The organism is Mesorhizobium sp. M0998 (genome assembly GCF_040318885.1).
In the GTDB taxonomy this organism is placed as follows: Bacteria; Pseudomonadota; Alphaproteobacteria; order Rhizobiales; family Rhizobiaceae; genus Mesorhizobium.
In genome coordinates, this window is record NZ_JAMYND010000018.1 from 71,038 (window position 1) to 94,035 (window position 22,998).

At 61.9% G+C, this 22,998-nt stretch carries 22 protein-coding genes; 15 read left to right on the forward strand and 7 right to left on the reverse strand.

The window, feature by feature from the left end:
* Window positions 1-105: 105 nt before the first annotated feature.
* Window positions 106-1,614, forward strand: a complete 1,509-nt coding sequence (locus NKH59_RS18555; protein WP_352539294.1) for an aldehyde dehydrogenase family protein — start codon at window positions 106-108, stop codon at window positions 1,612-1,614.
* A gap of 127 nt (window positions 1,615-1,741) precedes the next feature.
* Here the strand turns inward: NKH59_RS18555 and NKH59_RS18560 are convergent, their stop codons facing one another.
* Complete coding sequence (locus NKH59_RS18560) at window positions 1,742-3,073, reverse strand: PQQ-dependent sugar dehydrogenase (protein WP_352539295.1); 1,332 nt, start codon at window positions 3,071-3,073, stop codon at window positions 1,742-1,744.
* 399 nt (window positions 3,074-3,472) lie between these two features.
* On the opposite strand from NKH59_RS18560, the gene NKH59_RS18565 reads away from it, so the two are divergent.
* Complete coding sequence (locus tag NKH59_RS18565) at window positions 3,473-4,432, forward strand: DMT family transporter (RefSeq protein WP_352539483.1); 960 nt, start codon at window positions 3,473-3,475, stop codon at window positions 4,430-4,432.
* 68 nt (window positions 4,433-4,500) lie between these two features.
* On the opposite strand, the gene NKH59_RS18570 is transcribed toward NKH59_RS18565, so the two are convergent.
* Window positions 4,501-5,739: an ROK family transcriptional regulator gene (locus NKH59_RS18570; protein WP_352469619.1), complete on the reverse strand. Its 1,239-nt coding sequence runs from the start codon at window positions 5,737-5,739 to the stop codon at window positions 4,501-4,503.
* Window positions 5,740-5,840: 101 nt separating this feature from the next.
* On the opposite strand from NKH59_RS18570, the gene NKH59_RS18575 reads away from it, so the two are divergent.
* From NKH59_RS18575 to NKH59_RS18630, 12 genes are all read left to right on the forward strand, one after another.
* Window positions 5,841-7,106, forward strand: coding sequence for an ABC transporter substrate-binding protein (locus tag NKH59_RS18575; RefSeq protein WP_352539298.1), 1,266 nt, complete (start codon window positions 5,841-5,843; stop codon window positions 7,104-7,106).
* Between the two features lie 57 nt (window positions 7,107-7,163).
* The gene (locus NKH59_RS18580; protein ID WP_352466746.1) at window positions 7,164-8,102 is read left to right on the forward strand and encodes a carbohydrate ABC transporter permease; all 939 of its coding nucleotides are present in this window, start codon (window positions 7,164-7,166) and stop codon (window positions 8,100-8,102) included.
* On the forward strand, window positions 8,095-8,997 hold the full coding sequence (locus NKH59_RS18585; RefSeq protein WP_352539299.1) for a carbohydrate ABC transporter permease: 903 nt from the start codon (window positions 8,095-8,097) through the stop codon (window positions 8,995-8,997). Before NKH59_RS18580 ends, NKH59_RS18585 begins: the two co-directional genes overlap by 8 nt.
* A gap of 10 nt (window positions 8,998-9,007) precedes the next feature.
* Window positions 9,008-10,105 (forward strand): ABC transporter ATP-binding protein, encoded by a 1,098-nt coding sequence (locus NKH59_RS18590; RefSeq protein WP_352448125.1) that lies wholly within the window; start codon window positions 9,008-9,010, stop codon window positions 10,103-10,105.
* A 4-nt stretch (window positions 10,106-10,109) separates the two neighbouring features.
* A complete protein-coding gene (locus tag NKH59_RS18595) occupies window positions 10,110-10,883 on the forward strand; it encodes an SDR family NAD(P)-dependent oxidoreductase (protein ID WP_352469617.1) in 774 nt (257 codons plus the stop codon).
* Window positions 10,884-10,920: 37 nt separating this feature from the next.
* A complete protein-coding gene (locus tag NKH59_RS18600) occupies window positions 10,921-11,922 on the forward strand; it encodes a sugar phosphate isomerase/epimerase family protein (protein ID WP_352539301.1) in 1,002 nt (333 codons plus the stop codon).
* Complete coding sequence (locus NKH59_RS18605) at window positions 11,919-12,731, forward strand: SDR family NAD(P)-dependent oxidoreductase (protein ID WP_352448128.1); 813 nt, start codon at window positions 11,919-11,921, stop codon at window positions 12,729-12,731. Before NKH59_RS18600 ends, NKH59_RS18605 begins: the two co-directional genes overlap by 4 nt.
* Window positions 12,732-12,919: 188 nt before the next feature.
* Window positions 12,920-14,167 (forward strand): ABC transporter substrate-binding protein, encoded by a 1,248-nt coding sequence (locus NKH59_RS18610; protein WP_353022686.1) that lies wholly within the window; start codon window positions 12,920-12,922, stop codon window positions 14,165-14,167.
* Window positions 14,168-14,171: 4 nt separating this feature from the next.
* On the forward strand, window positions 14,172-15,125 hold the full coding sequence (locus NKH59_RS18615; RefSeq protein WP_023675501.1) for a carbohydrate ABC transporter permease: 954 nt from the start codon (window positions 14,172-14,174) through the stop codon (window positions 15,123-15,125).
* A gap of 7 nt (window positions 15,126-15,132) precedes the next feature.
* Window positions 15,133-15,948 carry a carbohydrate ABC transporter permease gene (locus tag NKH59_RS18620; RefSeq protein WP_352539303.1) on the forward strand — a complete coding sequence of 272 codons (816 nt, stop codon included), beginning with the start codon at window positions 15,133-15,135 and terminating at the stop codon, window positions 15,946-15,948.
* Window positions 15,949-15,970: 22 nt separating this feature from the next.
* A complete protein-coding gene (locus NKH59_RS18625) occupies window positions 15,971-17,305 on the forward strand; it encodes a sulfatase family protein (RefSeq protein ID WP_352539304.1) in 1,335 nt (444 codons plus the stop codon).
* 68 nt (window positions 17,306-17,373) lie between these two features.
* The gene (locus tag NKH59_RS18630; RefSeq protein WP_352539305.1) at window positions 17,374-18,369 is read left to right on the forward strand and encodes a LacI family DNA-binding transcriptional regulator; all 996 of its coding nucleotides are present in this window, start codon (window positions 17,374-17,376) and stop codon (window positions 18,367-18,369) included.
* Window positions 18,370-18,381: 12 nt separating this feature from the next.
* On the opposite strand, the gene NKH59_RS18635 is transcribed toward NKH59_RS18630, so the two are convergent.
* Window positions 18,382-18,822: a DUF2267 domain-containing protein gene (locus NKH59_RS18635; protein ID WP_352448133.1), complete on the reverse strand. Its 441-nt coding sequence runs from the start codon at window positions 18,820-18,822 to the stop codon at window positions 18,382-18,384.
* Window positions 18,761-19,336, reverse strand: coding sequence for a type 1 periplasmic-binding domain-containing protein (locus NKH59_RS18640; RefSeq protein WP_352539306.1), 576 nt, complete (start codon window positions 19,334-19,336; stop codon window positions 18,761-18,763). Before NKH59_RS18640 ends, NKH59_RS18635 begins: the two co-directional genes overlap by 62 nt.
* A gap of 173 nt (window positions 19,337-19,509) precedes the next feature.
* Between NKH59_RS18640 and NKH59_RS18645 the strand changes: the two genes are divergently transcribed.
* Entirely contained in the window at window positions 19,510-19,935 is a 426-nt protein-coding gene (locus NKH59_RS18645) for a VOC family protein (protein WP_352469607.1), read from the forward strand.
* A 76-nt stretch (window positions 19,936-20,011) separates the two neighbouring features.
* Here NKH59_RS18645 and NKH59_RS18650 read toward each other — a convergent pair whose 3' ends face one another.
* Genes NKH59_RS18650 through NKH59_RS18660 form a run of 3 tightly spaced genes read right to left on the reverse strand, consistent with a single transcriptional unit; the run spans window position 20,012 to window position 22,994 of the window.
* A complete protein-coding gene (locus tag NKH59_RS18650) occupies window positions 20,012-21,208 on the reverse strand; it encodes a glycoside hydrolase family 172 protein (RefSeq protein ID WP_352539307.1) in 1,197 nt (398 codons plus the stop codon).
* Window positions 21,209-21,232: 24 nt separating this feature from the next.
* Window positions 21,233-22,075 carry a carbohydrate ABC transporter permease gene (locus tag NKH59_RS18655; RefSeq protein ID WP_352469604.1) on the reverse strand — a complete coding sequence of 281 codons (843 nt, stop codon included), beginning with the start codon at window positions 22,073-22,075 and terminating at the stop codon, window positions 21,233-21,235.
* Window positions 22,068-22,994, reverse strand: a complete 927-nt coding sequence (locus NKH59_RS18660) for a carbohydrate ABC transporter permease (protein ID WP_352539308.1) — start codon at window positions 22,992-22,994, stop codon at window positions 22,068-22,070. Before NKH59_RS18660 ends, NKH59_RS18655 begins: the two co-directional genes overlap by 8 nt.
* Between the last annotated feature and the right edge of the window lie 4 nt (window positions 22,995-22,998).

A 22,998-nucleotide genomic window follows, 5' to 3' on the forward strand; every position in this document is an offset into this window, starting at 1 on the left:
TGCTCACGGACTTTAATGTCCGCTCCGCTTCGGTTCTCGAAAACCACGCCGCCTGTCTCGGCAGGGTGAATTCTCAAAAAGTTTCCGTGCACACGGGAGGACAGAATGGACTTTTCACCTGACCGGCCGACCTTCTTCGTCAATCCGGATTATCGGCCAATGACCGGTGCGGCAAAACCGGTGATCGATCCGGCGACGCTCGAAACCGTCGGCGCGATCACCGCAGCCAGCAACGGCGAGATCGACGCCGTGCTCACCGCAGCGACCAAGGCGCAAACGGCCTGGAAAAAGCTCGACGCCAAGAGCCGTGCCCGGCATCTGCACGCCGTCGCGAACGCCATCGAAGCGGCCGACTTCACGCGCTGCGCCGAGCTGATGGTGCACGAGATGGGCAAACCCTATCCGGAGGCGATCGGCGAGATCGCCAATTGCGCGCCGATCTTCCGCTATTACGCCGAAATGGCGCGTGACGACGCCGGCAAGATCGCCGGCACGACGCAGGCCGGTTCGTTCCAGTATGCCCGCTACGAGCCCTACGGCACGTCGGTGCACATCATGCCTTACAATTTTCCGATCCTGTTGATGTGCTGGACCGTCGCCGCCTCGCTTGCCGCCGGCAATGCCTGCGTGATCAAGCCCGCCGAAGCGACAACATTGTCGACGCTGGATTATATAACCGTGTTTCGCTCCCTGCCGGAGGGCCTGGTTTCCTGCATGCCAGGCGGAGCAGCAACGGCGCAGGCGCTGATCGCCTCGGACCGCACGCATGCGGTTGCTTTCACCGGTTCGGTCGCCGCCGGCAAGGCTGTCGCCGTCGCATGTGCAGAGCGCATGAAGCCTTGCGTCATCGAGGCCGGCGGCAGCGATCCCCTGATCATCAGCCAACACGCCCCACTGGACGTGGCGGCTGCCGGCAGCGTCACGGCTGCCTTCCATCTCACTGGCCAGGTCTGCACTTCGGCCGAACGGTTCTTCGTGGTTGATGCCGTTCACGACCGCTTCGTCGATCTGTTTGCCGAGAAAACGCGCGCGCTGCGTATCGGCAACGGCCTCGACAAAACCGAGATCGGACCGCTGGTCAGCGAGGCCGCGCGTGCGAAGGTCATCCGGCTGGTCGACGGTGCGATCCGCAGCGGTGCCAAAGCGATCACCGGCGGACGCATTCCGCCGGCACATAATGTAGGCTGGTTCTACGAGCCGACCATCCTGACCGGCATCACCGCCGATATGGCAATCGTGCGCGAAGAGTGTTTCGGGCCGGTCGCCGCAATCTGCCGGGTCAAGGATTTCAACGAGGCGATAGAGCTTGCCAACGACAGCCCCTTCGGTCTCGGCGCCTCGGTCTTCACCACCGATCTTGCCGAAGCGCATGAGGCCGCGGAGCGGCTCGAGGCCGGCATGGTCTGGGTCAACAATCCGCTGATAGACAATGACGCGTTGCCGTTCGGGGGCTGGAAGGCTTCGGGCCTCGGCCGCGAGCTCGGCCGCCAGGGTCTGGATGCATTCCGCCGCTCGAAGATGGTCATCATCGACCACAGACCGGAGATTCAGGGCTGGTGGTATCCCTATCCTGACAGCTGGTTCCGCGAGGCAGGCGGGCGCAAGCATGTTTGACACGACTATCTTCGGGCGTGCTGCTAGCTAAGTGTTTAGGATATCCGCCTCCGCCGAATGCAGCCATATCGGGCGTGGCGCTGTAGCCGAAGGCTGGTGAGATCGGAATCAGAAAGGCCACCTGCGCTCAACGGCCATTCGCCCGGCGGACCCGCCAGATGACATTACCGACGTCGTCGGCGACGAGCAGTGCGCCAGTCTGATCGATAGCGACGCCGACCGGCCTGCCCATCGCCTCGTCATTACGCCCGATGAAGCCAGTGAGCACGTCTTCCGGAGGACCGCTCGGTTTGCCACCATGGAACGGCACGAAGATGACCTTGTAGCCGCTATGCACGCTTCTATTCCACGAGCCGTGCTGGCCGACGAAGGCGCCGTTGCCGTAGGCCGGACCGAGCCGCGCGCCTTTGGAGAAGGTCAGTCCCAGCGAGGCGGTATGAGAGCCCAGGGCGTAATCGGGCTTGATCGCTGCCGCCACGAGATCGGGGCGCTGCGGCTTGACGCGTTCGTCGACGTTCTGTCCGTAGTAGCTGTAGGGCCAACCGTAGAAAGCGCCGTCACGAACCGAGGTCATGTAATCCGGCACAAGGTCGTCGCCGATCTCGTCACGCTCGTTCACGGCGACCCAAAGCTGGCCAGTCTCAGGATTCCAGGAGAGCCCGTTCGGGTTGCGCAGGCCCGAGGCGAAGACCCGAATGCGGCGGGTAGACCGATCCACTTGAAGGACAGCGGCGCGGTTCTTCTCGGCGGCTATGCCGTTTTCTCCAACGTTGCTGTTGGAACCAACGGTGACATAGAGCTTGCGTCCATCCGGAGTTGCGATCACGTCCTTGGTCCAATGATGGTTGAGGTCCCCGGCCGGCAAGTCGATGATCTTTTCCGGCGACGTGCTGACTCGGGTCTGGCCATTGGAGTAGGGGAAAGCGACGAGCGCGTCGGTATTCGCGACAAAGAGTTTGCCTTTGGACAGCGTCATGCCGAAGGGCGAATTGAGGCCTTCCGCGAACGTCGTGCGCACATCCGCAATGCCGTCGCCATCGGTGTCGCGCAGGAGCGTGATGCGGTTGGCGCTTTTGGTCGCGGCGCCAGCCCGCTTCATAGCCAGGTCCATGAAGACCTTTCTAAGACTGAAGCCTTCATCATGCTTGGCAGGGGCATTGGTTTCAGCAACCAGCACGTCGCCGTTCGGAAGCACATGTAGCCAGCGCGGATGGTCGAGGCCGGTGGCGAAGGCGTTCACCGTCAGCCCCTTCGCCGGGGTCGGCATACCTTCTTTCTGCCAGCCTTTCGCCTCGGCGATGTTAACAGTCGGGATCAGCGTCGGTCTTGGTTTCGGTAAAGTGGGGTTGGGGCCATAGCCGGTTATTGCCCCGGTTTTTTGCGCCGGAATCCCAGCGCAGCTTGCCATGACGGTGCCCAACACCGCTACGAGTACGCTTCCTCGGAAGCCGGCATGCATCGGACGTCCTCCGCATGGATCTGTGTCGCGCTCTTTGTGCAAACGGAAGTCAGTGGCTTATTCTTCCAATTGCTTCGAAACAGCGGCGCTCGTGATCCTAGGAACCAGGAATTCGCGACAGATCTGCTCTCGGTAGAAATATGGCGCGAGAAGATTGTGGCAACCGCGCGAATATCTGTCGCGCGATATGAATCTCACATTCGTGTCGCGCGAAATCGATACGGCTTGCGCTTTTCGGTATCGAGTTGCTCATGGGCCAACATGCGTTCGAATGGAAGGAGACCGTGAACGGCGGGACCCACAATGACCCACCGATTGCGCCAGCTGGTGAAACAGCTGTTGTTGCTGCTTAGCAAGACGCTGCCAATCTGCTAAAGTCTGCGGTGGGAGGAGACGGATATCCAATCGCTGCCGATAGCACATCCAAGTGTAGCGAAGGCGACACCCGGCGCATCACTTCCGCTCGCCTATTCCCTCGCGACGCTCTGCTGGCTCCTGTCGGCCGGCGTCTATATCGCCGCCAAGTGGGTTGCCCCCGAGATGCCGCCTTGGGCGCTCTGCTTCTGGCGGCTGACGCTCGCGTGCGCGATCCTGCTGCCGATCGTCCATCGTCATCACGGGGCAATGCTCGTGCTGATCCAATCCCGGGTGATCGAGGTGCTGGTCATCGGCACTATCGGGCTAACCTTGTGTCAGGGCATGATCTACACAGGCCTCAACTACACCAACGCGACAACCGCCGGCATCATCATGGCGCTGTCGCCGATCATGACCATGGTGCTTGCCCGCTTCGTGCTCGGCGAGCCCCTCGGTGTCTGGAAAGCGCTTGGAGCGCTGGTCGCTCTGGCCGGGATGGTGGTGATCGTGGCGCGCGGCGACCTTGCCGCGCTGATGCAGCTGCAGTTCAATTCCGGCGAGTTGTGGATCGTCGGCAGCGCGTTTTGTTGGGGCCTCTACACCGTGCTGCTGCGTCGCGCCAAATTCGCTATCGAGCTTCTGCCGATGGTGGTCCTGCTGCTGGGAGCCGGCGCGCTGGCCGCACTGCCCTTCTATCTCTGGGAACTGTTTTCCGGGGATCGTTCGGCGCTGCATGCGAACGGCCTTCTGGCTCTCGCCTATGTTGCCGGCCCCGGCGGTGCTCTGATGTACTATCTCTACAACCGTAGCGTCGAGACGCTTGGTGCGGGGCGCGCCAGCATGCTGCTCTATCTCCAGACCGCCTTCGTCGCCGTTCTCGCTTATCTGGTCCTTGGCGAAAGCTTGCACGACTACGATCTCGCCGGCGCCGCCTTCATCATCGCCGGCCTGCTGCTCGCCACCGCGATCAAGCCGAGACAGCGCACGGTGCGTGTCGCGTAGGCAAACATCAGTTCCGCTGCTTCGGCGAGCAGCTCGCAAAATCAGAGCGCCACCCGAAGCAAGCCGGGTCACTGAAGTCGGCTGTTGTGACGCAGCACGAGGCCGACCGCGCCGAGCAATGCGTCGTTCTCCGTGTGCTTGCCAACGATTATCCGCGTGCGCAGCGCAGGCGCCACATCGCGGGACTTGATGAGCGTGTGGCGTTCATATGATGCGATCAGTGGCGCCAGGAGAATGTCGCCCGCCAAGGCCATGCGGCCGCCGATGATGATGAGCGGCGGATTGAGAACCGAACCGATCAGGCCAAGGCCACGGCCGGCGAACTCGGCGGTGTCCTCGATCATCCGCAGCGCCCTCACGTCGCCCTGCTCGGCCATCATGATCACGTCGTCCATCGTGACCGGCCGCCGCACGATGCGCGAAATCTGCTCGAGCGGTCGGGCAAAGCTGGCATAGAGCTCCAGGCATCCTCGATTACCGCACCGGCAAAGGTCGCCGCCGGGATCGATGCTGATGTGCCCGAATTCGCCGGCGCCGCCGGCGATGCCGCTCACCAGCCGACCGTGCTGGACAATGGCCCCGCCGACGCCCAGATCGACCTTGAACAGCACGAAGTCGTCCTGGCCGACGGCCGCACCCCACATCAGCTCCGCAATGGCCGAGCAGTTGCTCTCATTGTCGGCGAAGATCGGCTGTTCGAGGACCGGCCCGAACACATCGCGGATGTTGACCCCGGCCCAGGTCGGAACGATACTCGCGCGCAGCACCACTCCTTCGCGGCTGACTGGGCCCGAGACGGAGACCCCAACCCCCAGGAGCCCCGCCATCGGCAGACCGTTCTCTTCATAGCATCGGGCAATTACTGACTTGGCGAGCTGGGCCGCTTGTTGCGGCTGGTAGTCCAGACCCATGGGGATGGTTTGTTCGGCAACGAAAGAATGCGAGACGTCAGCGACGACACACCGCATCTCGTCGAGGCCCAGATGGATGCCGACGCAGGTGCCCGCAGCGGGATTGAGCGTCAATGTCGTGGCAGGCCTGCCAATACCCCTCGCCGCGTCATGATGGGCCGGGGATTCGATTACCATCCCCGACTTTCTCAAGCCATTGAGCGCGGTTGAAACCGTCGACCGCGCCAAACCGGTAATGCGGGTAATTTGCGACGCAGAAAGCACGCCGCGCTCGCGCAGGCATCGGACGATCAGGCTCTCCGGCGACGCGGACGGCCTGTCGATTAGCCAATTTCTAAGCGAAGGTTTGTTCATGATGGGCACAAAGCACGTTGACTGATAGCCCAGATATGTCATCTTGGAAAGAACGGAGATTACTGCATCTCGCCGGCCACGACCTCAAATCGCGGGCCACAAGCGGTCGATACGAACCGTGCATCATATATGGGAGTGAAACGATGAAATACCTGAGGACGGCCTTTGCGGCCGCTACCGCCCTCACCTTGATTACCGGAACAGCCCTCGCGGAGCCGAAGACCAACCTCTTGCATCAATGGGCCACCGGATCGGACGCCCAGGCTATCGCCAAGCTCGGCGAGATGTTTACCGCCAAGGGTGGCACCTGGCAGCAGACCTCCATCGCGGGCCATACGGCCAATACCCTGGCCAAACTGCGTGCCGATGTGATCGCCGGCAACGCCCCTCCCGCTGTGCAGCTAAAGGGCCCCGAGATCGCCGAATGGAACGAGACGGGCATGACAGCCAATCTCGACGACCTGGCGAAAGCGGAAAATTGGGAGAAGGTCGTCGCTCCCGAATTGCTGCCGGTGATGAAGCCGACCGGGAATTGGGTGGCCGCGCCGATGAACATCCACCGCATCAACTGGCTGTGGGCATCGCCGAAGGTCATGAAGGACGCGGGCGTCACCGAGATGCCGAAGACATGGGCGGAATTCAATGCCGCCTGCGACAAGATTGTGGCCAGCGGCAAGATCTGCATTTCGCACTCGACCGCCGACTGGACCGACTCGACCGTCTTCGAAGTGGTCGTGTACGGTCAGGACCTCGATCTCTACAAGAAAGCCTTCGTCGAGGGCGACGTCGACGCCATGCGCAGCGACGGCATGGTCAAGGCCTTCGAGCAGTTCCGCACCATGACCTCGAAGTACATGGACCCCGGCATGAACGGGCGTGACTGGGATACCATGTCGCATCTGGTCGGCCGCGGCGAGGCCGCCTTTCACATCATGGGCGACTGGACGATCGGCCTGCTGACGGCCGGCGGCTTCAAGGAGGGCACCGACTATGTCTGCGCCCAGGCGCCGACCGATTGGGGCAAGCCGGGCTTCATCCTGAATTCAGATTCGGTCGTGTTCTTCAAGCAGAAGGACCCGGACTATATCGAGGGACAGAAGCTGCTTGCCAGCATCATCCTGTCGCCCGAATTCCAGACCATTTTCAATCAGACCAAAGGGTCCATTCCGGCGCGCCTCGATGTCGATCTTTCGAACGGCTTCAATCCCTGCCAGCAACTCTCGCAAAAGGATTTGCAAGCCTCGATCGCCGCCGGCACGCTCGTGCGTTCGATGGCGCACAACATGACGGTTCCGCAAAAGGTCCGCGGCGCAATAATGGATAGCATCACGGAGTTTGTAGCAACGCCGGATATGAGTGCGCAGGACGCGGCCAATGCGATGGCGGATGCGGCCGAAGCGCAGAAGTGACGCTGCCGATGATGGCCGGGGGCGAAGCTCCCGGCCAGACCTCGCCGGAGCAGCCCGATGTCCACCCATGATCTGATTGTACCAGCCGCAGCTGCCGCGGCCCGTCCGTGGCGCGAGCGCCTGGGCACGATGGTGCCCATTCTGGTGCTGGCGCCGTCGATAGCGGCGAGTTTCATCTATGTTTTCGTCTTCACGCTCTGGACGCTCTACATCTCGCTGTCCAATTCGTCGCTGTTGCCGACCTATGGGTTCGTCGGCCTGGACAATTACGCTTCGCTCTGGGCAAACCGGCGCTGGAACATCGCCTATACCAATCTCTTCCTGTTCAGCGGCTTCTATATCGTTGGCTCGATGGCCGTTGGCCTGCTGCTCGCGATCGCGATCGACCAGCGCGTCCGCGGCGAGGCGGTTTGGCGCACCATCTTCCTCTATCCGTTGGCGGTGTCCTTCATCGTCACCGGTACGGTGTGGAGTTGGCTCTATAATCCTGTCGACGGTATCCAGGCCTTCGTTCGCGGGCTTGGCTGGACCGACTTCAGCTTCGCCCTGACGGCCAACCGCAACACTGCGATCTATGCGGTGATCATAACCGGTATCTGGCAGTCGTCCGGCTTCGCAATGGCACTTTTCCTGGCCGGTCTGCGGTCGGTCGATCCGGATCTCGTCAAGGCCGCGCAAATCGACGGCGCGTCGGTTTTCCGGACCTATCGGAGGGTCATCCTGCCAACCATCGCCCCGATATTCCTGGCGGTGGCGGTCATTCAGATACAATTCGCCATCAAGACCTTCGACCTGGTGGCGGCGTTGACGCGGGGCGGGCCAGGTGTGTCCACCACCTTCCCAGCCATCTATGTCTACGACCTGATGTTCCAGCGCGGCCAAATCGGTGAGGGTGCCGCCGCGGCGATGATGATGCTCGCGGCGGTCGCGGTGGTGCTGGTGCCGTACTCCTTGTGGATCGTCTGGCGCCGGCGGGCGGAGGGCCGCAATGGCTGAAATTGGCCCTAATGCCCGTTTTGATCCGGAAGAAGCCGCTGCCACGCGCCGGCATTTCTGGAGCCGCTTCCTTGTCTATGCCGTGCTGACGCTTTTCGCGGTCGTCTATCTCGTGCCGCTACTGGTGGTGATCTTCAACTCATTGCGCGAGCAGTCGGAGATTGCCCGCAACGGCCTCATCTCCGTACCGCGCAGCTTCCGGTTCGATGCGTGGGCGCAGGCCTGGGGATCCTACTGCGTCAGCGGTACCTGCGAGGGAATGAAGCGCAATTTCTTCAACTCCCTGGCCATGACGATCCCCGCCACCATCATCTCGACCATTCTCGGCGCCATGAACGGCTACATCCTCTCCAAATGGCGCTTCAGGGGCTCCGAACTGATCTTCAATCTGATGCTGCTCGGCGTATTCATGCCCGGCCAGATTTCGTTGATGCCGTGGGCGTTCCTGCTCGGCAAGCTCGGCCTGACCAATTCCACATACGGGCTGGTGTTGATCCACGTCGTCCAGGGCATCTCGTTCACCACCCTGTTCTGCCGCAATTTCTACGTCAGCATACCGGACGACCTGATCAAGGCGGCACGCATCGACGGCGCCGGGTTCTGGCGGATCTTCCGCAAGATCATCCTGCCCCTGTCGCCGCCCATCCTGATCGTCACCGTCATCTGGCAGTTCACCGGCATCTGGAACGAGTATCTGTTCGGCGTCGTCTTCACATCGGGCCAGCAGCAGCCGATCACAGCGGCACTGGTCGCGCTCACGGCCGGCGGCACGACCGCGCGTGCTTACGATGTGATGAGCGCAGCCGTGCTGATCGGCGCGTTGCCTCCGCTGCTGATCTATCTGTTTGGTGGAAAATACTTCGTGCGCGGCCTCACCCAGGGCGCCATAAAATGAGGCGTCGCCCATGTCCGCGTTGATGATCCGCAACCTTCACAAGAGCTACGGCTCGCTCGAGATTCTTGCCGGCATCGATCTCGAGGCTAAGACCGGAGAATTCGTCGCCCTTGTCGGCCCGTCGGGTTGCGGCAAGTCAACCTTGCTCGCCATGATCGCCGGACTGGAAACCGTCACGTCGGGCGAGATATGGATCGGCGACCGGCTGGTGAACTCGGTGCAACCCAAGGACCGCGATATTGCGATGGTGTTCCAGTCATACGCCCTCTATCCCACCATGACGGTGCGCCAGAACATCACCTTCGGCATGGAGAGCCGCGGCGTGCCAAAAGCGGCGCAGGCGGAAGCTGTCCAGCGGGTTACCGCACTCCTGCAGATCGAACAGCTGCTTAAACGCAAGCCCGGCCAGCTCTCGGGAGGCCAGCGGCAGCGCGTTGCGATGGGGCGTGCCCTCGTGCGCGACCCGAAGCTGTTTCTGTTCGACGAGCCCTTGTCCAACCTCGACGCCAAGCTGCGCGTCGACATGCGTACCGAAATCAAGAAGCTTCACCATCGCGTCGGCAAGACCACGGTGTATGTCACCCACGATCAGGTCGAGGCGATGACGCTTGCATCCCGCATTGCGGTGATGAACCAGGGCTCGGTACAGCAGTTCGACACGCCGAAACGGATCTACGACCGGCCGACCAACATGTTCGTTGCCGGTTTCATGGGATCGCCGGCGATGAATTTCATTCCCGCCCGGCTTACGGGCTCGACCAGCATCTCGGTACGCGCCGCTGACGGCAGCGACGTCAGCCTCGCCCTTGCCGCGCCGATGCCCGCCGGCGCGCCAAAGGACGTCGTGCTCGGTATCCGGCCGGAACACATCTACCGTTTCACGACCGATCTGAAGTCGCGCAAACCTGCTGTAGCGTCCATGCAGGCGCCGGTCGAATTGGTCGAGCCTACCGGGGCCGAGACGCTTGCCGTGCTCAGGCTGGGTGACCTGGAGATCACCGGCCGTTTCGAGCCGGATGACGCTCCCGTCATGGGCGAGACGATAACGCTCGGCATCGACATGTCACGCGCCTGTCTGTTCGATCCAACAACCAAGGCGCTTCTGTAGTTTGATGTCCGTACAATTCGCGACTTATCCGAGCTTGACCGATCGGGTCGTGCTGATCTCCGGCGGCGCCTCCGGTATTGGCGCCGATATGGTCCGCGCCTTCGTGGCGAACGGCGCCCGGATAGCCTTTCTCGATGTGCAGGACGAACCAGCGGAGGCGTTGGTGCGCGAGCTCGCTGGTGCCGCCGGGCAGGCTCCGTTATATCTCCATTGCGATGTGACCGACGTCGATGCGCTAAAGGCGTCGGTAGCAGGCGTGCGCGCGCGGCTTGGTCCGGTCGCCGTCCTGGTGAATAACGCAGCCAATGATCAGCGCCATCCCGTCGACGCGATAACGGCCGACTATTGGGACCGCAGCTTCGATGTCAATCTGAGGCATCACTTCTTCGCCGCGCAGGCAGTGCATCCGCATATGAAGGAACTCGGCTTCGGCTCGATCATAAACTTCTCCTCCATTGCCTGGCGGTTCGGAGCGGACCAGATGGTGGCCTATGCCACCGCCAAGGGGGCCGTGGTGGCGCTGACGCGTGCGTTGGCGCGGTCGTTCGGACCGGATAACATCCGCGTCAATGCGATCGAACCCGGCGCCGTCATGACCGAGCGGCAGCGCGAGCTGTGGTTCAAGACGCAGGAGGCAGTCGACCAGACGGTGCAGCGGCAATTGATCCGCCGCGTCCTGCTGGGCGAGGAGATTGCACGCACGGTGCTCTTCCTGGCAGCCGACGACAGCCGCATGATCACCAAACAGTCCATTACCGTCGATGCCGGTCTGCGCTAGTGACGCCTCTCCGCTCTCCATTGGAACCGCCAAGCTGATGCTTCGTCTCGGCCTCAACCCCTACGGACTGACCTATCATCTCGGACTGCAGGGCCGCGGCACGCCGCGGCACAATCCGCACGGCGCGGGGCTGGAAGGCTTCATCACGCTGGGGCAGGAACTGGGCGCACGCACGCTCGAGATCTACGAACCCTGGTTGACCGACTTGACTGACGCCGAAATCGTCGCGCTGCGCAGGCGTCTTGCCGCGCTGGACATCGTCCCGGTGGTGAGCGGCGGACTGGTGGTGGCAGGTCCGCTGGACACCGCCTTCCGGGCTGCGCGCCTGCTCGAGGCGACGACGATCCGTATCGCACTGACGCCTGTCCTGTGCGGCGACCGCAATGCGTGGGGTCCGAAATGGAGCGAGTTCAACGCAACGATTCGCGCTGCCTTGACGGAATGGGGGCCGCGTGCGGCGGCCGAGGGACGCGTGCTCGGCATCGAGAACCATCAGGACTTCGGCAGCGACGAACTGGTTGCGTTCTGCGAACTTGGCGGACCGGGTGTCGGCATCACCTACGACACCGGCAACACCTTTCCTGTCGGCGAGGCGCCGCTTGCCTTCACGCGCCGGATCGCGCCCCATGTCCGCCACGTTCACCTCAAGGACTATCGCGTCCAGTTCACGGATGAGGGCTACCGTCTGGTCCGCTGCGCGATCGGCGACGGCGCCGTGCCTTTCGCCGAACTGGCAGCCATCCTTGGCGAGCACCACGACACGCTGACGGCGGTGCTTGAGCCCGGCGCGCTGGAGGCTCGTCACGTTCGCTGTCTCACCGACGACTGGTGGAACGGATATGCGCCGAAGACCGCCCGCGAATTCGCGGCCTGCCTGAGTGCTGCGCGCCTGAACCGCCTTGGGGACGACGCCGACTACCGCACGCCATGGGAGCGCAATGATGACGGTGCGCTCGTTTCGTACGAGCTCGACATGATCCGGCGCAGCGCCGCCAACATGATGAAATTCGATTTCATTGCAATGGAGAAATCAGCATGACTGCCCGAGAACTCAGCGGCCTGACCGCCTTCGTCACCGGCTCGGGACGCGGCCTCGGCCGCGTGATGGCCGACCGCTTGGCCGAACTTGGCGCAAACGTCGCGGTCCACGACCTCGATTGGGCCCGGCCATCTCAATATGGCGAATTCGCGGACCTCGGCGACTCTGCCAGGGGCTTGGAGAAGCACGGGACGCGCATCACCGCGGTCACCGGCAACATCGGCGACAAGCAAGCTGTCGCGGAAATGAAGAGGAAGATCGAGGCGGAGCTCGGCGACGTGCACGTCTTGGTAAACTGCGCCGGCGGCGACATCGGCGCCAAGGGCGTAAAGCCCAATCCCAACAACGCACTGGACATCGACTACGAAGACATCAAGGTTCTAACCGAGAACAACCTCATCGGCACGATGCTGGTCTGCCAGGCGTTCGTTCCGCCGATGGTCAAGCGTGGCTCGGGCTCGGTGATCAACATCGCCTCGGCGGCAGCGCATATCGGCTGCTCGCCCGAGGTGGTCTACTCGACGCTCAAGGCGGCTGTCGTCCATTATACGCGCTGCCTCGCCAAGGAACTGATCGACGATGGCGTACGCGTCAATGCGGTGAGCCCCGGCGCCACCAAGACCGCACGGTTCCAGGCGAGCCGCGTGGTCGATCCACAGCGCATGGATTCGAGCAAGAAATCGCTGAACCGGTATGCGGAGCCTGAAGAGATCGCCGAAGCGGTTGCCTTCCTCGCCGGTCCGCGCGCGCGCTTCATCAACGGGCAGGTAATCCGCGTCGATGGCGGTTTCACGATCTTTCCAGGTTAGGCCGCGATCGTCCAGACCAGCAACTTCGGCATCGCGCGCTGTAGATAGCTCCGCCCGAGTTCGGCCAGAACTATGCACTGCATTACAGTCGGAGCTTGACAAAAACGGCGGTATAGCGGGTATATTAATCGAATAATATGTCGCCATCCATTGTGAGGAAGGCGGTGGCAAACCTGGAGGAGACCAAGATGCGCCGCTACAAGTCAGTCGGGTTCCTGCACGGTGTGGTTTTAGGCGTGGCCCTGACGACCGCGAGTGCAGCCCATGCCGAGACCCTGACGCTCTATTGGAACGCCGGCCACGCGTATCAAGCTTATGCCGACGCAATAGCAAAGTTCGAGGCCGATCATCCCGGATGGTCGGTGCAGTGGGAGAAATTCCAGTGGCCGGATATGCGCACCAAGCTGGTGGCGGATTTTGCTGCGAAGAGCCCGCCCGATCTCGTCGCCGAACCCGGCGGCTGGGTGCAGGAATTCGGCCAGCGGAATCTGCTGCGGCCGCTGAACGACTTCATCGAACAAGACGGCAAGGCGATCGGCTATCCCGACGACTGGCAAGCCTATTCCGTGGAGCGCAACAAACTCGGCGGCCAGTACTATGGCATCCAGATCCACCTCACCTGCGCCACCCTCGTCTACAACGTCGATATGCTGAAGCAGGCGGGCTTCGACGCGCCGCCTGCGACCTGGGAGGAGTTCCTGAAGGTTGCCAAGGCGACGACGACCGGCGCCCGCTTCGGCTTCGCTCCCAACCCGAGCATCGGATATTATTCGTCGTGGCTGCTGCAGAACGGCGTAAGCTATTACGATCCCAAGACAAACAAGGTCAATCTCGACAGTCCTGAGGCGATCGAAGCGATCCAGTTCCTCGCCGACCTGATCCACAAGGAAAAAGCAGCGACCAAGCCGGCGGCGGGTACTGACTATGAGGGTCCGCAAAAGCTGTTCACGGCCAACCGGGTCGCAATGATCATAACCGGTCCGTGGGACGTGAAGCCGATCCGCTCGGGCAACCCGAAGCTCAACTGGGCGGTTGCGCCATCACTCAAGCACAAGGTGCAGGCGACGTTCGCGGGCGGCGTCAGCGTGATGATCCCTAAGGACGCCAAGCACCCGAAGGAGGCCTGGGAGTTGTTGAAGCGGCTCGTCGCGCTCGACACGGAACTAGCGGCTACCAAGGAAGCGGGCATGACGATGCCGCGCAAATCCTGGGCCGAAAACGCCGAGGTTCAGGCCGATCCGGTCATCGGCAGCTTCAGCAAATGCCTGCCTTACGCGCAAGACGTCACCGCCGAGCTGCGCCTCACCGGCAAGCACGCGCGAATCGAGAAGCTTCTGCAAAGTGCGCTCGAGGATATCATCTACAATCAGAAGCCAGCAGCCGAGATCATGCCGAAATTCGCGGCCGAGGCCAACGTCATCCTGGCCAACAACTAGGCCGATGTTTATCAGCGGCAGCACCGATACGGCCGATACGGACATTCGCGTCGGCGCGATGCCGACCCGGCGAGCTGCCCGCTTCAGCCGGCGCACCAGACAAACGCTTCTCGCTTACCTGCTGCTGTCGCCAGCAATCCTCTATTTCTCGGTCTATTTCTTCTATCCGATAGGACTGGAGTTTTGGGCGAGCCTGTACAGCGGCCAGCCGCTGATCGGCGAGAGCCGATTCGCCGGACTGGACAACTACGTTGCTGCGCTCGGCGACGCGCGCGTTCGGCAGTCGCTCTTCGTGACGCTGGCCTTCGCGATAGGCGTCACCGCGGCCAGCATCGCCATTGGCCTCGGACTGGCGGTCGTGCTCAACCGGCCGATCCCGGGGCGCACTCTGATCCGCGCAATCATCTTCTTTCCCTACATCACCTCCTTCGTGATCGTCGCGTTGATGTGGCAGGCAATTCTCGATCCCTACACTGGCATCTTGAACAGCTTCCTTGCCGAGCTTGGGCTGCCGACCCAGAATTGGCTCGGCGACACCTCGACCGCGTTGCCGACCCTCATCGCCATCACGGTCTGGAAGGATGTCGGCTATGCCATGCTGATCTACCTCTCCGCGTTGCAGTCGATCCCGTCCGACTTCTATGATGCCGCATCCATCGACGGCGCCACGCCGACGCAGCAATTCCGCTATCTGACCTGGCCGTTGTTGACGCCGACCACGCTGTTCATCGCGGTCGTCAGCACGATCAGCCAACTGCAGGAGCTGGCGCCGGCCTACCTGATAACCAAGGGCGGACCGGCCGACGCGACGCGGTTCTTCAGCCTGCACGTGTTCGAGGCAGCCTTCTTCGAGCTCAACATCGGCTACGCCTCGGCGCTGTCTTTCCTGATGTTCCTGCTGATCCTGGCCATCACCTTCGTTCAGTTCCGCCTGCTCAACCGCGAAACCACCTATTGAGGTTGGCATGACATTGGCAAAAACGCTCCCGTCCTACCTACTGCTGCTCTTCTGCGTGGCGCTGTCGATCTTTCCGTTCCTCTACATGCTTTCGCTGTCGCTGCAGAGCGATGCCGACGTCTTCAGCGGCATTCCGATTCTGATCCCCGAGACGTGGCAATTCACGAATTACATCGACATCTGGCAGAAGGCGCCGTTCGCGCGTTTCACGCTCAACAGCTTCATCATCGCCGGCGGGATTACCTTCCTCCATCTGATCTTCGATCCGTTGATCGGCTACGTCTTCGCGAAGATGGAATTCGCCGGTAAGCGCGTCATGTTTGTCGCGGTGCTGTCTACGCTGATGATCCCATTCTTCATCCGCATGATCCCGCTCTATGTGCTCACCGCGCGGATGGGATGGCTCAACACCTATCAGGGCCTTATCCTTCCATTCGCCATGAGCGCCTATGGAATCTTCCTGATGCGGCAGTTCATCCGTCCGATTCCCGACGAGTTGCTTGACGCTGCACGGATGGACGGCTGCTCGGAACTCGGCCTTTACTGGCGCATCGTGCTGCCGCAGGTCCGTCCGGCACTGGCGACGCTGGCCCTCCTCACCTTCGTGTTCCAGTGGAACGAATTCCTCTGGCCGCTGGTCGCCGTCAACACCACCGAAATGCGGCCGATCACGACGGGACTGACGCTTTTCAACCAGGAATTCTTCACCCAGTGGAACCTGACGGCGACGGGCGGGATCATTCTCTTCATCCCGAGCCTGCTGCTGTTCCTCTTCACGCAGCGCTACTTCGTCCGCAGCGTGATGCTGGCAGGCATGAAATGACCATTCGGAGCCATTGCACCCTATGACGTCCCGCCGACCGAACGTAATCGTCTTCTTCACCGACCAGCAGCGTTGGGACACCGTTGGCGTCCATGGCAATCCGCTCGAGCTTACGCCAAATTTCGACCGCCTCGCCGGGACCGGCACGTTCGTGGCGAATTCGTTTACCTGCCAGCCCGTTTGCGGACCCGCCCGCTCCGTATTCCAGACGGGGCGGTACCCGACCATCACCGGCTGCTACCGCAACGACATCCCACTGCCGAAGAGCGAGCGCACGCTCGCGCATCATTTCACCGCGGCAGGTTATGACACCGCCTACATCGGCAAGTGGCACCTGGGGTCCGCCGAGCCGGTCACCCAGGAACAACGCGGCGGCTATCGCTACTGGCTGGCCTCCAACATCCTGGAGTTCACTTCCGGCCCCTTCGACACCGTCGTCCACGACAATGACGGCAAGGCGGTGAAGCTGCCGGGATACCGCGTCGATGCCCTAACCGACGCTGCAATCCGCTATGTCGCATCGAGGGAAGACGAGCCGTTCTTTCTATTCCTGTCCTTCCTCGAGCCGCATCACCAGAACCAGACGGACAACTACCCTGCCCCGCTCGGATACGAGGACAGGATCCGCAAGAAGCTCGCCATTCCCGGCGATCTCGCCGCACTTGGCGGCACGACAGCGGAACATTTCCCCGGCTATCTGGGCATGGTCGCACGCCTCGACGAGGCGTTTGGACGGCTGATCGAGGCGCTCTACAGCCTTGGCCGGCTTGACGACACGATCATCCTCTTCACCTCCGACCACGGATGTCACTTCAAGACTCGCAACAACGAATACAAGCGTTCCTGTCATGAGGCGTCGATCCGCGTGCCGACGCTATTCCACGGCCCCGGCTTCCAGCGCATCGGCACATATGAAGGCCTGGTCAGCCTCGTCGATCTCGCGCCGACCCTGCTCGCCGCGGCCGGCCTGAAAGTGCCCAATTCGATGCAGGGCGTCTCGCTGCTCGACGCACTGCAGGGCGAACGGCCGCCGCGCGACGAGATATTCATTCAAATCAGCGAGCACCATGTCGGCCGCGCCTTGCGCACCAGACGGTGGAAATATGAGGTCGAGGCACCGGGAAAAGACGGCTGGCGGGATTCCGGCAGCGATTTCTATGTCGAGGCGAGACTCTACGACCTCGATGCCGATCCAAACGAACTAATCAATCTCATAGCTTCGCCCGATCACGCAGCGACGCGTGCATGGCTGCGAGGCCGCATCGTTGCCCTGATGGAGGAGGCCGGCGAGGCAAGGCCCGAGATCCTTGCCGCCGGGCATGGAAGCTGGAATGAAATCCGGCTGAGCGACAGCTGATCATGTCACGTCGCGCAGCGGATCCAACAATGCACGAGAGAAGTTCCGATCGCAGAAAGGCGCCGACCATGGCCGATGTCGCCCGGCGCGCCAATGTATCGACCGCTGCCGTGTCGTACCTGCTCAGCGGCGACAGCACGCGCCTGAAGTTCGTCGGCAAGGAGGCGCGGCAGCGCATCCTCGAGGCCGTCGCTGAGCTCAACTATGTGCAAAACCGCACCGCGCGGCAGCTGCGCCGCCAGCAGGCCGAGCGAATCTGCCTTGTACTGCCTCGTCTCGGCGTGCCGTTCAGCGACCGGATCGCGCAGGATATCCAATCTGGAGCGGCGCTGAGGGGATTTTCGACAATTATCACCGCGGGAGACACGTTCGAACGAACCGACCGGATCGTGAGGGAAATCGAGAGCGGGCTGGCAGACGGCATTATCGCCGACTGGCAGCATCTCTCCGAGCCCGAGGTGATGCTTTTGGCCGCGCGCCTGGCGGCCGCGGGCCGGCCAGCGGTGATCTTCCATCCGACCATCGAGCCGGCAGGCTTCTCGGTTGTGCGCCAGCATACCGGCAGGGCCGTTTTCGAGGCACTCGACTACCTCTACCGAGCCGGCCATCGCTGCATCGCCTATATGGTGCATGAGCAAGCGGTGGACGGGAGCCGTCTCGCCGCCTATCGCAGCTTCCTGCAAGCACGCGGCCTTCCGCTGCGAGACGACCTGGTGATCGGCGGTGCAGAGGCGCGCAAGGCTGCGTTTGCCAATGCTACGGCGCTGGCCGCCCGCGCGGATCGGCCGACCGCGCTTTTCGTCGAATCCGATCTTGCCGCCGTGACCGCCCTGCACGCATTCGAGGAGGCCGGCCTCTCCGTGCCCGGCGACATTGCAGTCATCGGCTGCGGCAATATTGACGAGGGCGAATTCAGTCATCCGGCATTGACGACAATCGGCCCCGAAACTGCCCACTACGACCATCTTGCCGATCATCTGATCTCATTGATCTCGGCAACACCGGGCGCAATACCTACCCTTTTCAGCGTTTCGTGGCAGTTGGTCCGTCGCGCGTCCGCATGAGCAGGATCGTCGCTATTTGACGCCCACGCTTTCAGGCCAGAGGACCTGGATTTCCTTTGGCAGCGCATCCCGCACCTTTGCCGACTGGCCAAGGTCGATATGCCGTGCAAGCACACGCAGCACAGAGCGTGCCGCATCCTCGGGATCGACAGGACGGGTCGATTTCAATTCATCGGCGATGTGTTGCAGGAATTTCTCGAGCGAGCGTGTCTTGTCGGGCATGTCGGCGGGCCGATAGCGATCATAGTAGGCGCCGCGCACGAGCAGCGGCAGTTCCGCTCCCAATTTGGCCGCCAGTCCGATCTGCAGCCTGTCGCGAAGGGTTCGCAGAACGGCGCCCAATGTATGCCAGGCGACGTGTCGATCCGGACCAAGATCCGCCATGATCTCGTCAAGCCAGATGTTTGTTATTTGCAGCGTTTTGTCGAAAACGTCCAAGCCGGTTGCGCTCATCGTCGCCTCCTCGAAAGGTTCTGCGGGCGAAACGGCGACCGGAGATTATTGTTTCGTGGTCCTGTGAAAATCGTCCTGGCAAAGCGGCGGAAACCGGTTCGGTCGGAGAGCCTGTCGGCGTCAGGTCTGCTCGACACTCTGCATCTGCTGGATTTCGGCGATCTGAAGCGGCCGTTTTCACCCCGTTGAGTGCAGTCACAGCGGCCAGATTGTCGCCCTTTTCATCCCACCGCACCGGCTCGCGATAGGCGATTCCCCTGAAACGGATATCGCGCACCGCCGCCAGAACGTCGCGCCGGCTCGGATATCCCTTGGATGCAGTGCTGGCGTCTTTGATCGCGGCAAGGAGAAGGCAGGCCGAATCGTAGGCGTTCGCGGCATATTGCGCTTCGGCTTCACCGCCCGAGGATCTTGCCGGCTTCGGCGAGCGTCGCTTCCAAGCAACCCCTTCGCGCGTCAACCACGCCCGTTCAACCTTCCCACAGTTGTATTCGGCGCCCTGCGTTCCCGTCATTGAAGTCGTCCTTGCTGATCCGAAAGGTGGTTGTCCTCCCCCGAACTGAGCTTGTGCTCATCGGTTCCGAACGCCGTCTCAGCAATGAGACCGGTCCTCACGTTGCCCGAGCCCGGGTATCTCTTGACTGACTGAGCGGCCCGCGCCGACAATGGCATTGGGAAGACGGCGGGATGGCGCCCACGGTGTTCGGCACCACTTGGCGATCAAGCTGCGAAAGGGCTGTCATGGATTGGAAGCTGGAGCTGGTCCCGGTCCCCGTATCGGACGTCGATAGAGCAATTGCCTTTTATGTTGGGAAGGTCGGCTTTCATCTCGATCACGACCACACCGTAAGCGACGAGATACGTTTCGTGCAATTGACGCCGCCCGGTTCGGCCTGTTCGATTGCCATGGGCAAGGGCCTCGTCGACAGCCCCCCGGGATCCATAAGGGGCCTGCAACTCGTCGTGCCCGATATCGATGAGGCTCACCGGTACCTGGCCGCTCAAGGTATCGAGGTCAGCGATATCAAGGATTTTCCCTGGGGCAGATTTGTCTTCTTTGAGGATCCCGACGGCAACACCTGGTCTGTCCAGCAACTTCCACCTCGCAGCTGAGGCGGCACGCTGCGGCAGGGTCGTGCCCCGACACAGATAGCGCGGGATGCACGGTTCAATTCGAACGCATCCCGGCCTAACGCCTCTTCTCGTCGAAGGCGGCATTCCAATTGTGATAAGGCGCGCGATAGGTGGGGATGCGGTCCTCGACATCGACAAGCGCTTCGAACGGTTTGTGCGGTTCGGCCTGATACCAGAAGGCGACCGACGAAATGTCGTCCGAGCGGCGATTGGCGTGACCGTGCTCGATGGTCACCCGGATGCGTTTGTGGAAGATGACCGGGTCCTCTATGTGCCAGCGATAGAGCGTAACCGGCTCGGTCCAGTTCGGCCCGCCGGCGGCGATGATGCCGTGATAGGGCGCGCTGTAGTCCTGTGTCGGGCACCATGCCGTATTGAAATAATCTTCCGTGCCGGTGCCGTGCAGCGTCGGCGGCCAGGCATCGTTGGCGCCGGGGCCGGTCTCGCCGCGATCGTCGATCAGTTCGGCCTTCGGTCCGATGCGCGGATCGGGCTTGCGCACTGTATCCGGCACGGAAATGCCCGGCTCGCCATCGACGAAGATCATGTCGTCGCCCTCGCCATACCAGTCCCATAGTGCGGAACGCCGCCGCGAATAGACGGAATAGAGTACGCCGACATAGTGGCCATGACCTTCCGCCTCCAGGATGGTGTAGTTGCCGTTCCCGTCGGTGTTTTCCCCGCCAAACAGGACCTGCTCGTTGGCCAATCCCGTCTCGTCTATGCCGTCAGGTCGCTGCTGACTGTATTGGGCGTGGAAGCGGCCCAGGCCTTCCTCGAGTTCCTCATGCAGTTCGAGATCGACATAGTAATAGAAAAGCAGGTCGTCCTCAGCTTCATTGGCGACGGTGAAGCGCATGTGGCTGGCAAACGGCATCGGAAAGTAGCAGTTGAAGGCCTTGCCATCCTCGGGGCTTGCCTGGACCGGCAGGCTGGCAAAATTGCGGGTGCGGGCATGCCCCATGCCGAAGAAATCACCGATCGGCGTTTCGATGCTCGGATACTCCTCGCCATCCCAGTAAGCGCGCAGCACGATCTTGCGCAGGAAGTCCTCACTCTTGCAGGCGAGCGTCGCCCAGATATGCGTGACAATGCCGGCACCGTCATGCTCGGCAATCACCACCGTCTGGCCGGGTTCAACATGCAGCCGGTCGTCATTGCCGCCGGTGCGGTCGTAGCTCGAGAACCGGCGGGTTTTGGCGTCGCGCAATTTGGCGAGCCCGCGAAGCGGCGACAAGCCGGCATTATCCATGTGTTTCTCCTCTTGCTTCAGCGGTTATTTCAGGCCGCTTGTCTTGATCGATTCCATGATCTGGCGTTGGAAGATCACGAAAAGAACCAGCATCGGCACGGCGACGATGGTCGAGGCGGCCATGACGTAGTTCCAGGCGGCGGCGTACTGGCTCTTGAAGTTCGCAATGGCTACCTGCACCACCCAGAGATCGAGGTCCGATGTGATCGTCAACGGCCACAGGAAAGCATTCCAGTTGGCGAGGAAGAACAGGATCGCCAGTGCCGACAGGATCGGCCGGCTGAGCGGCAGGATGATGCTCCAATAGATGCGCCAGTAGCCGGCACCATCCATGATCGCCGCTTCTTCCAGTTCCCTGGGCAGCGACAGGTAGTATTGCCTGAGCAGAAAGATGCCGAACGCGTTGAAGATCGCCGGAATGATCAGCCCGGCATAGCTGTCCAGCATGTGCAGCATCCGCGTCAGGATGAACAGCGGCACGATGATTACCGGCAGCGACACCAGAAAGGTCGAGAACATGGCGAGGAACAGCGTGTCGCGGCCCGGAAAACGCAGCCGTGCGAGCGAATAGCCGGCCATCGAATGAAAGAACAGCGCGGCGACCGTCACCGTCGCCGACACGAAGAACGAATTGAAGAGATAGCGCAGGAACGGCACCTCGGTCAGCACATAGAGGAAATTGCCGAGCGTCGGGCGTTCCGGAATGAGGCTCGGCGTGAAGACGTCGCTCGCCGGCTTGAGCGAGATGACCAGCATCCAGACAAGCGGGAATACCGTCATCAGGCCAAGTGCGGCGGTTGCCAGCATCCAGGCAAGTCTCGCCGCTCGTATCTGCGAACGGCCGGAAGGAGTTCGGCCGTCAGTCATGCTCGAAACGTCCGCCGCGCGTCAGCACGAAGAAGAAGACCGTGACCAGCATCAGCGCCAGCACCAGCAGCGATGCCATTGCCGATGCATAGCCGAACGCGCCGAACTGGAATGCCTGCTTGTAGATGTAGATGATCAGCACCGAGGTCGAATTGACCGGACCGCCTTTGGTCATCACATAGATCAGGTCGAAGACCTGGCCGCCGGCGACAGCCGCGACGAGCGAGACCAGGAGGACGAAGAAGCTGGTCGGCTTGAGCAGGGGCAAAGTAATGTACCAGAAGCTTGTCACCGGCCCGGCACCGTCGATCTTTGCGGCTTCGTAGTACTCTGCCGGGATGTCCTGGAGCCCGCCGAGGAAGATCAGCATGTAGAAACCCATCAGGAACCAGACGCTGACCAGCACCAGCGTGAACAGCGCCAGATTTGGATCGCCGAGCAGCGAAATTCCGCCGAGGCCGACGCGCGGCGCCAGCCGGCTGACGATGCCGACCTTTTCGACCAGCATGAGCTGCCACACGAGCGCCACCACGACCAGGCTGACCATCTGCGGCGCAAAGAACATCGAGCGCATGACCGCGTTGAAGCGGTTGGTCTTCTGCACCAGAAGCGCCAGTCCCAGTCCGGCGACGTAGAGCGCCGGCACCAGCATGACGGCATAAGCTACCGTCACCTTCACGGACGACCAGAACAGCGGGTCGCCCCACATGCGCCTGTAATTGCCGAACCCGACGAACCTGTAGCCGCCGAAGCCGTTGACCTCGAAGAACCCGACGGCGAGCGACAGCAGCATCGGCACGCCGACGAACACCAGCAGGCCAACCGCATCGGGCAGGACGAACAGCCATGCGGCGCAGCGCTCCCTTTGCTTGGCGGTGAGGCCGCGGGCGGAATTCGCGCCCGCGGCTGGCGGTTTCATCTGA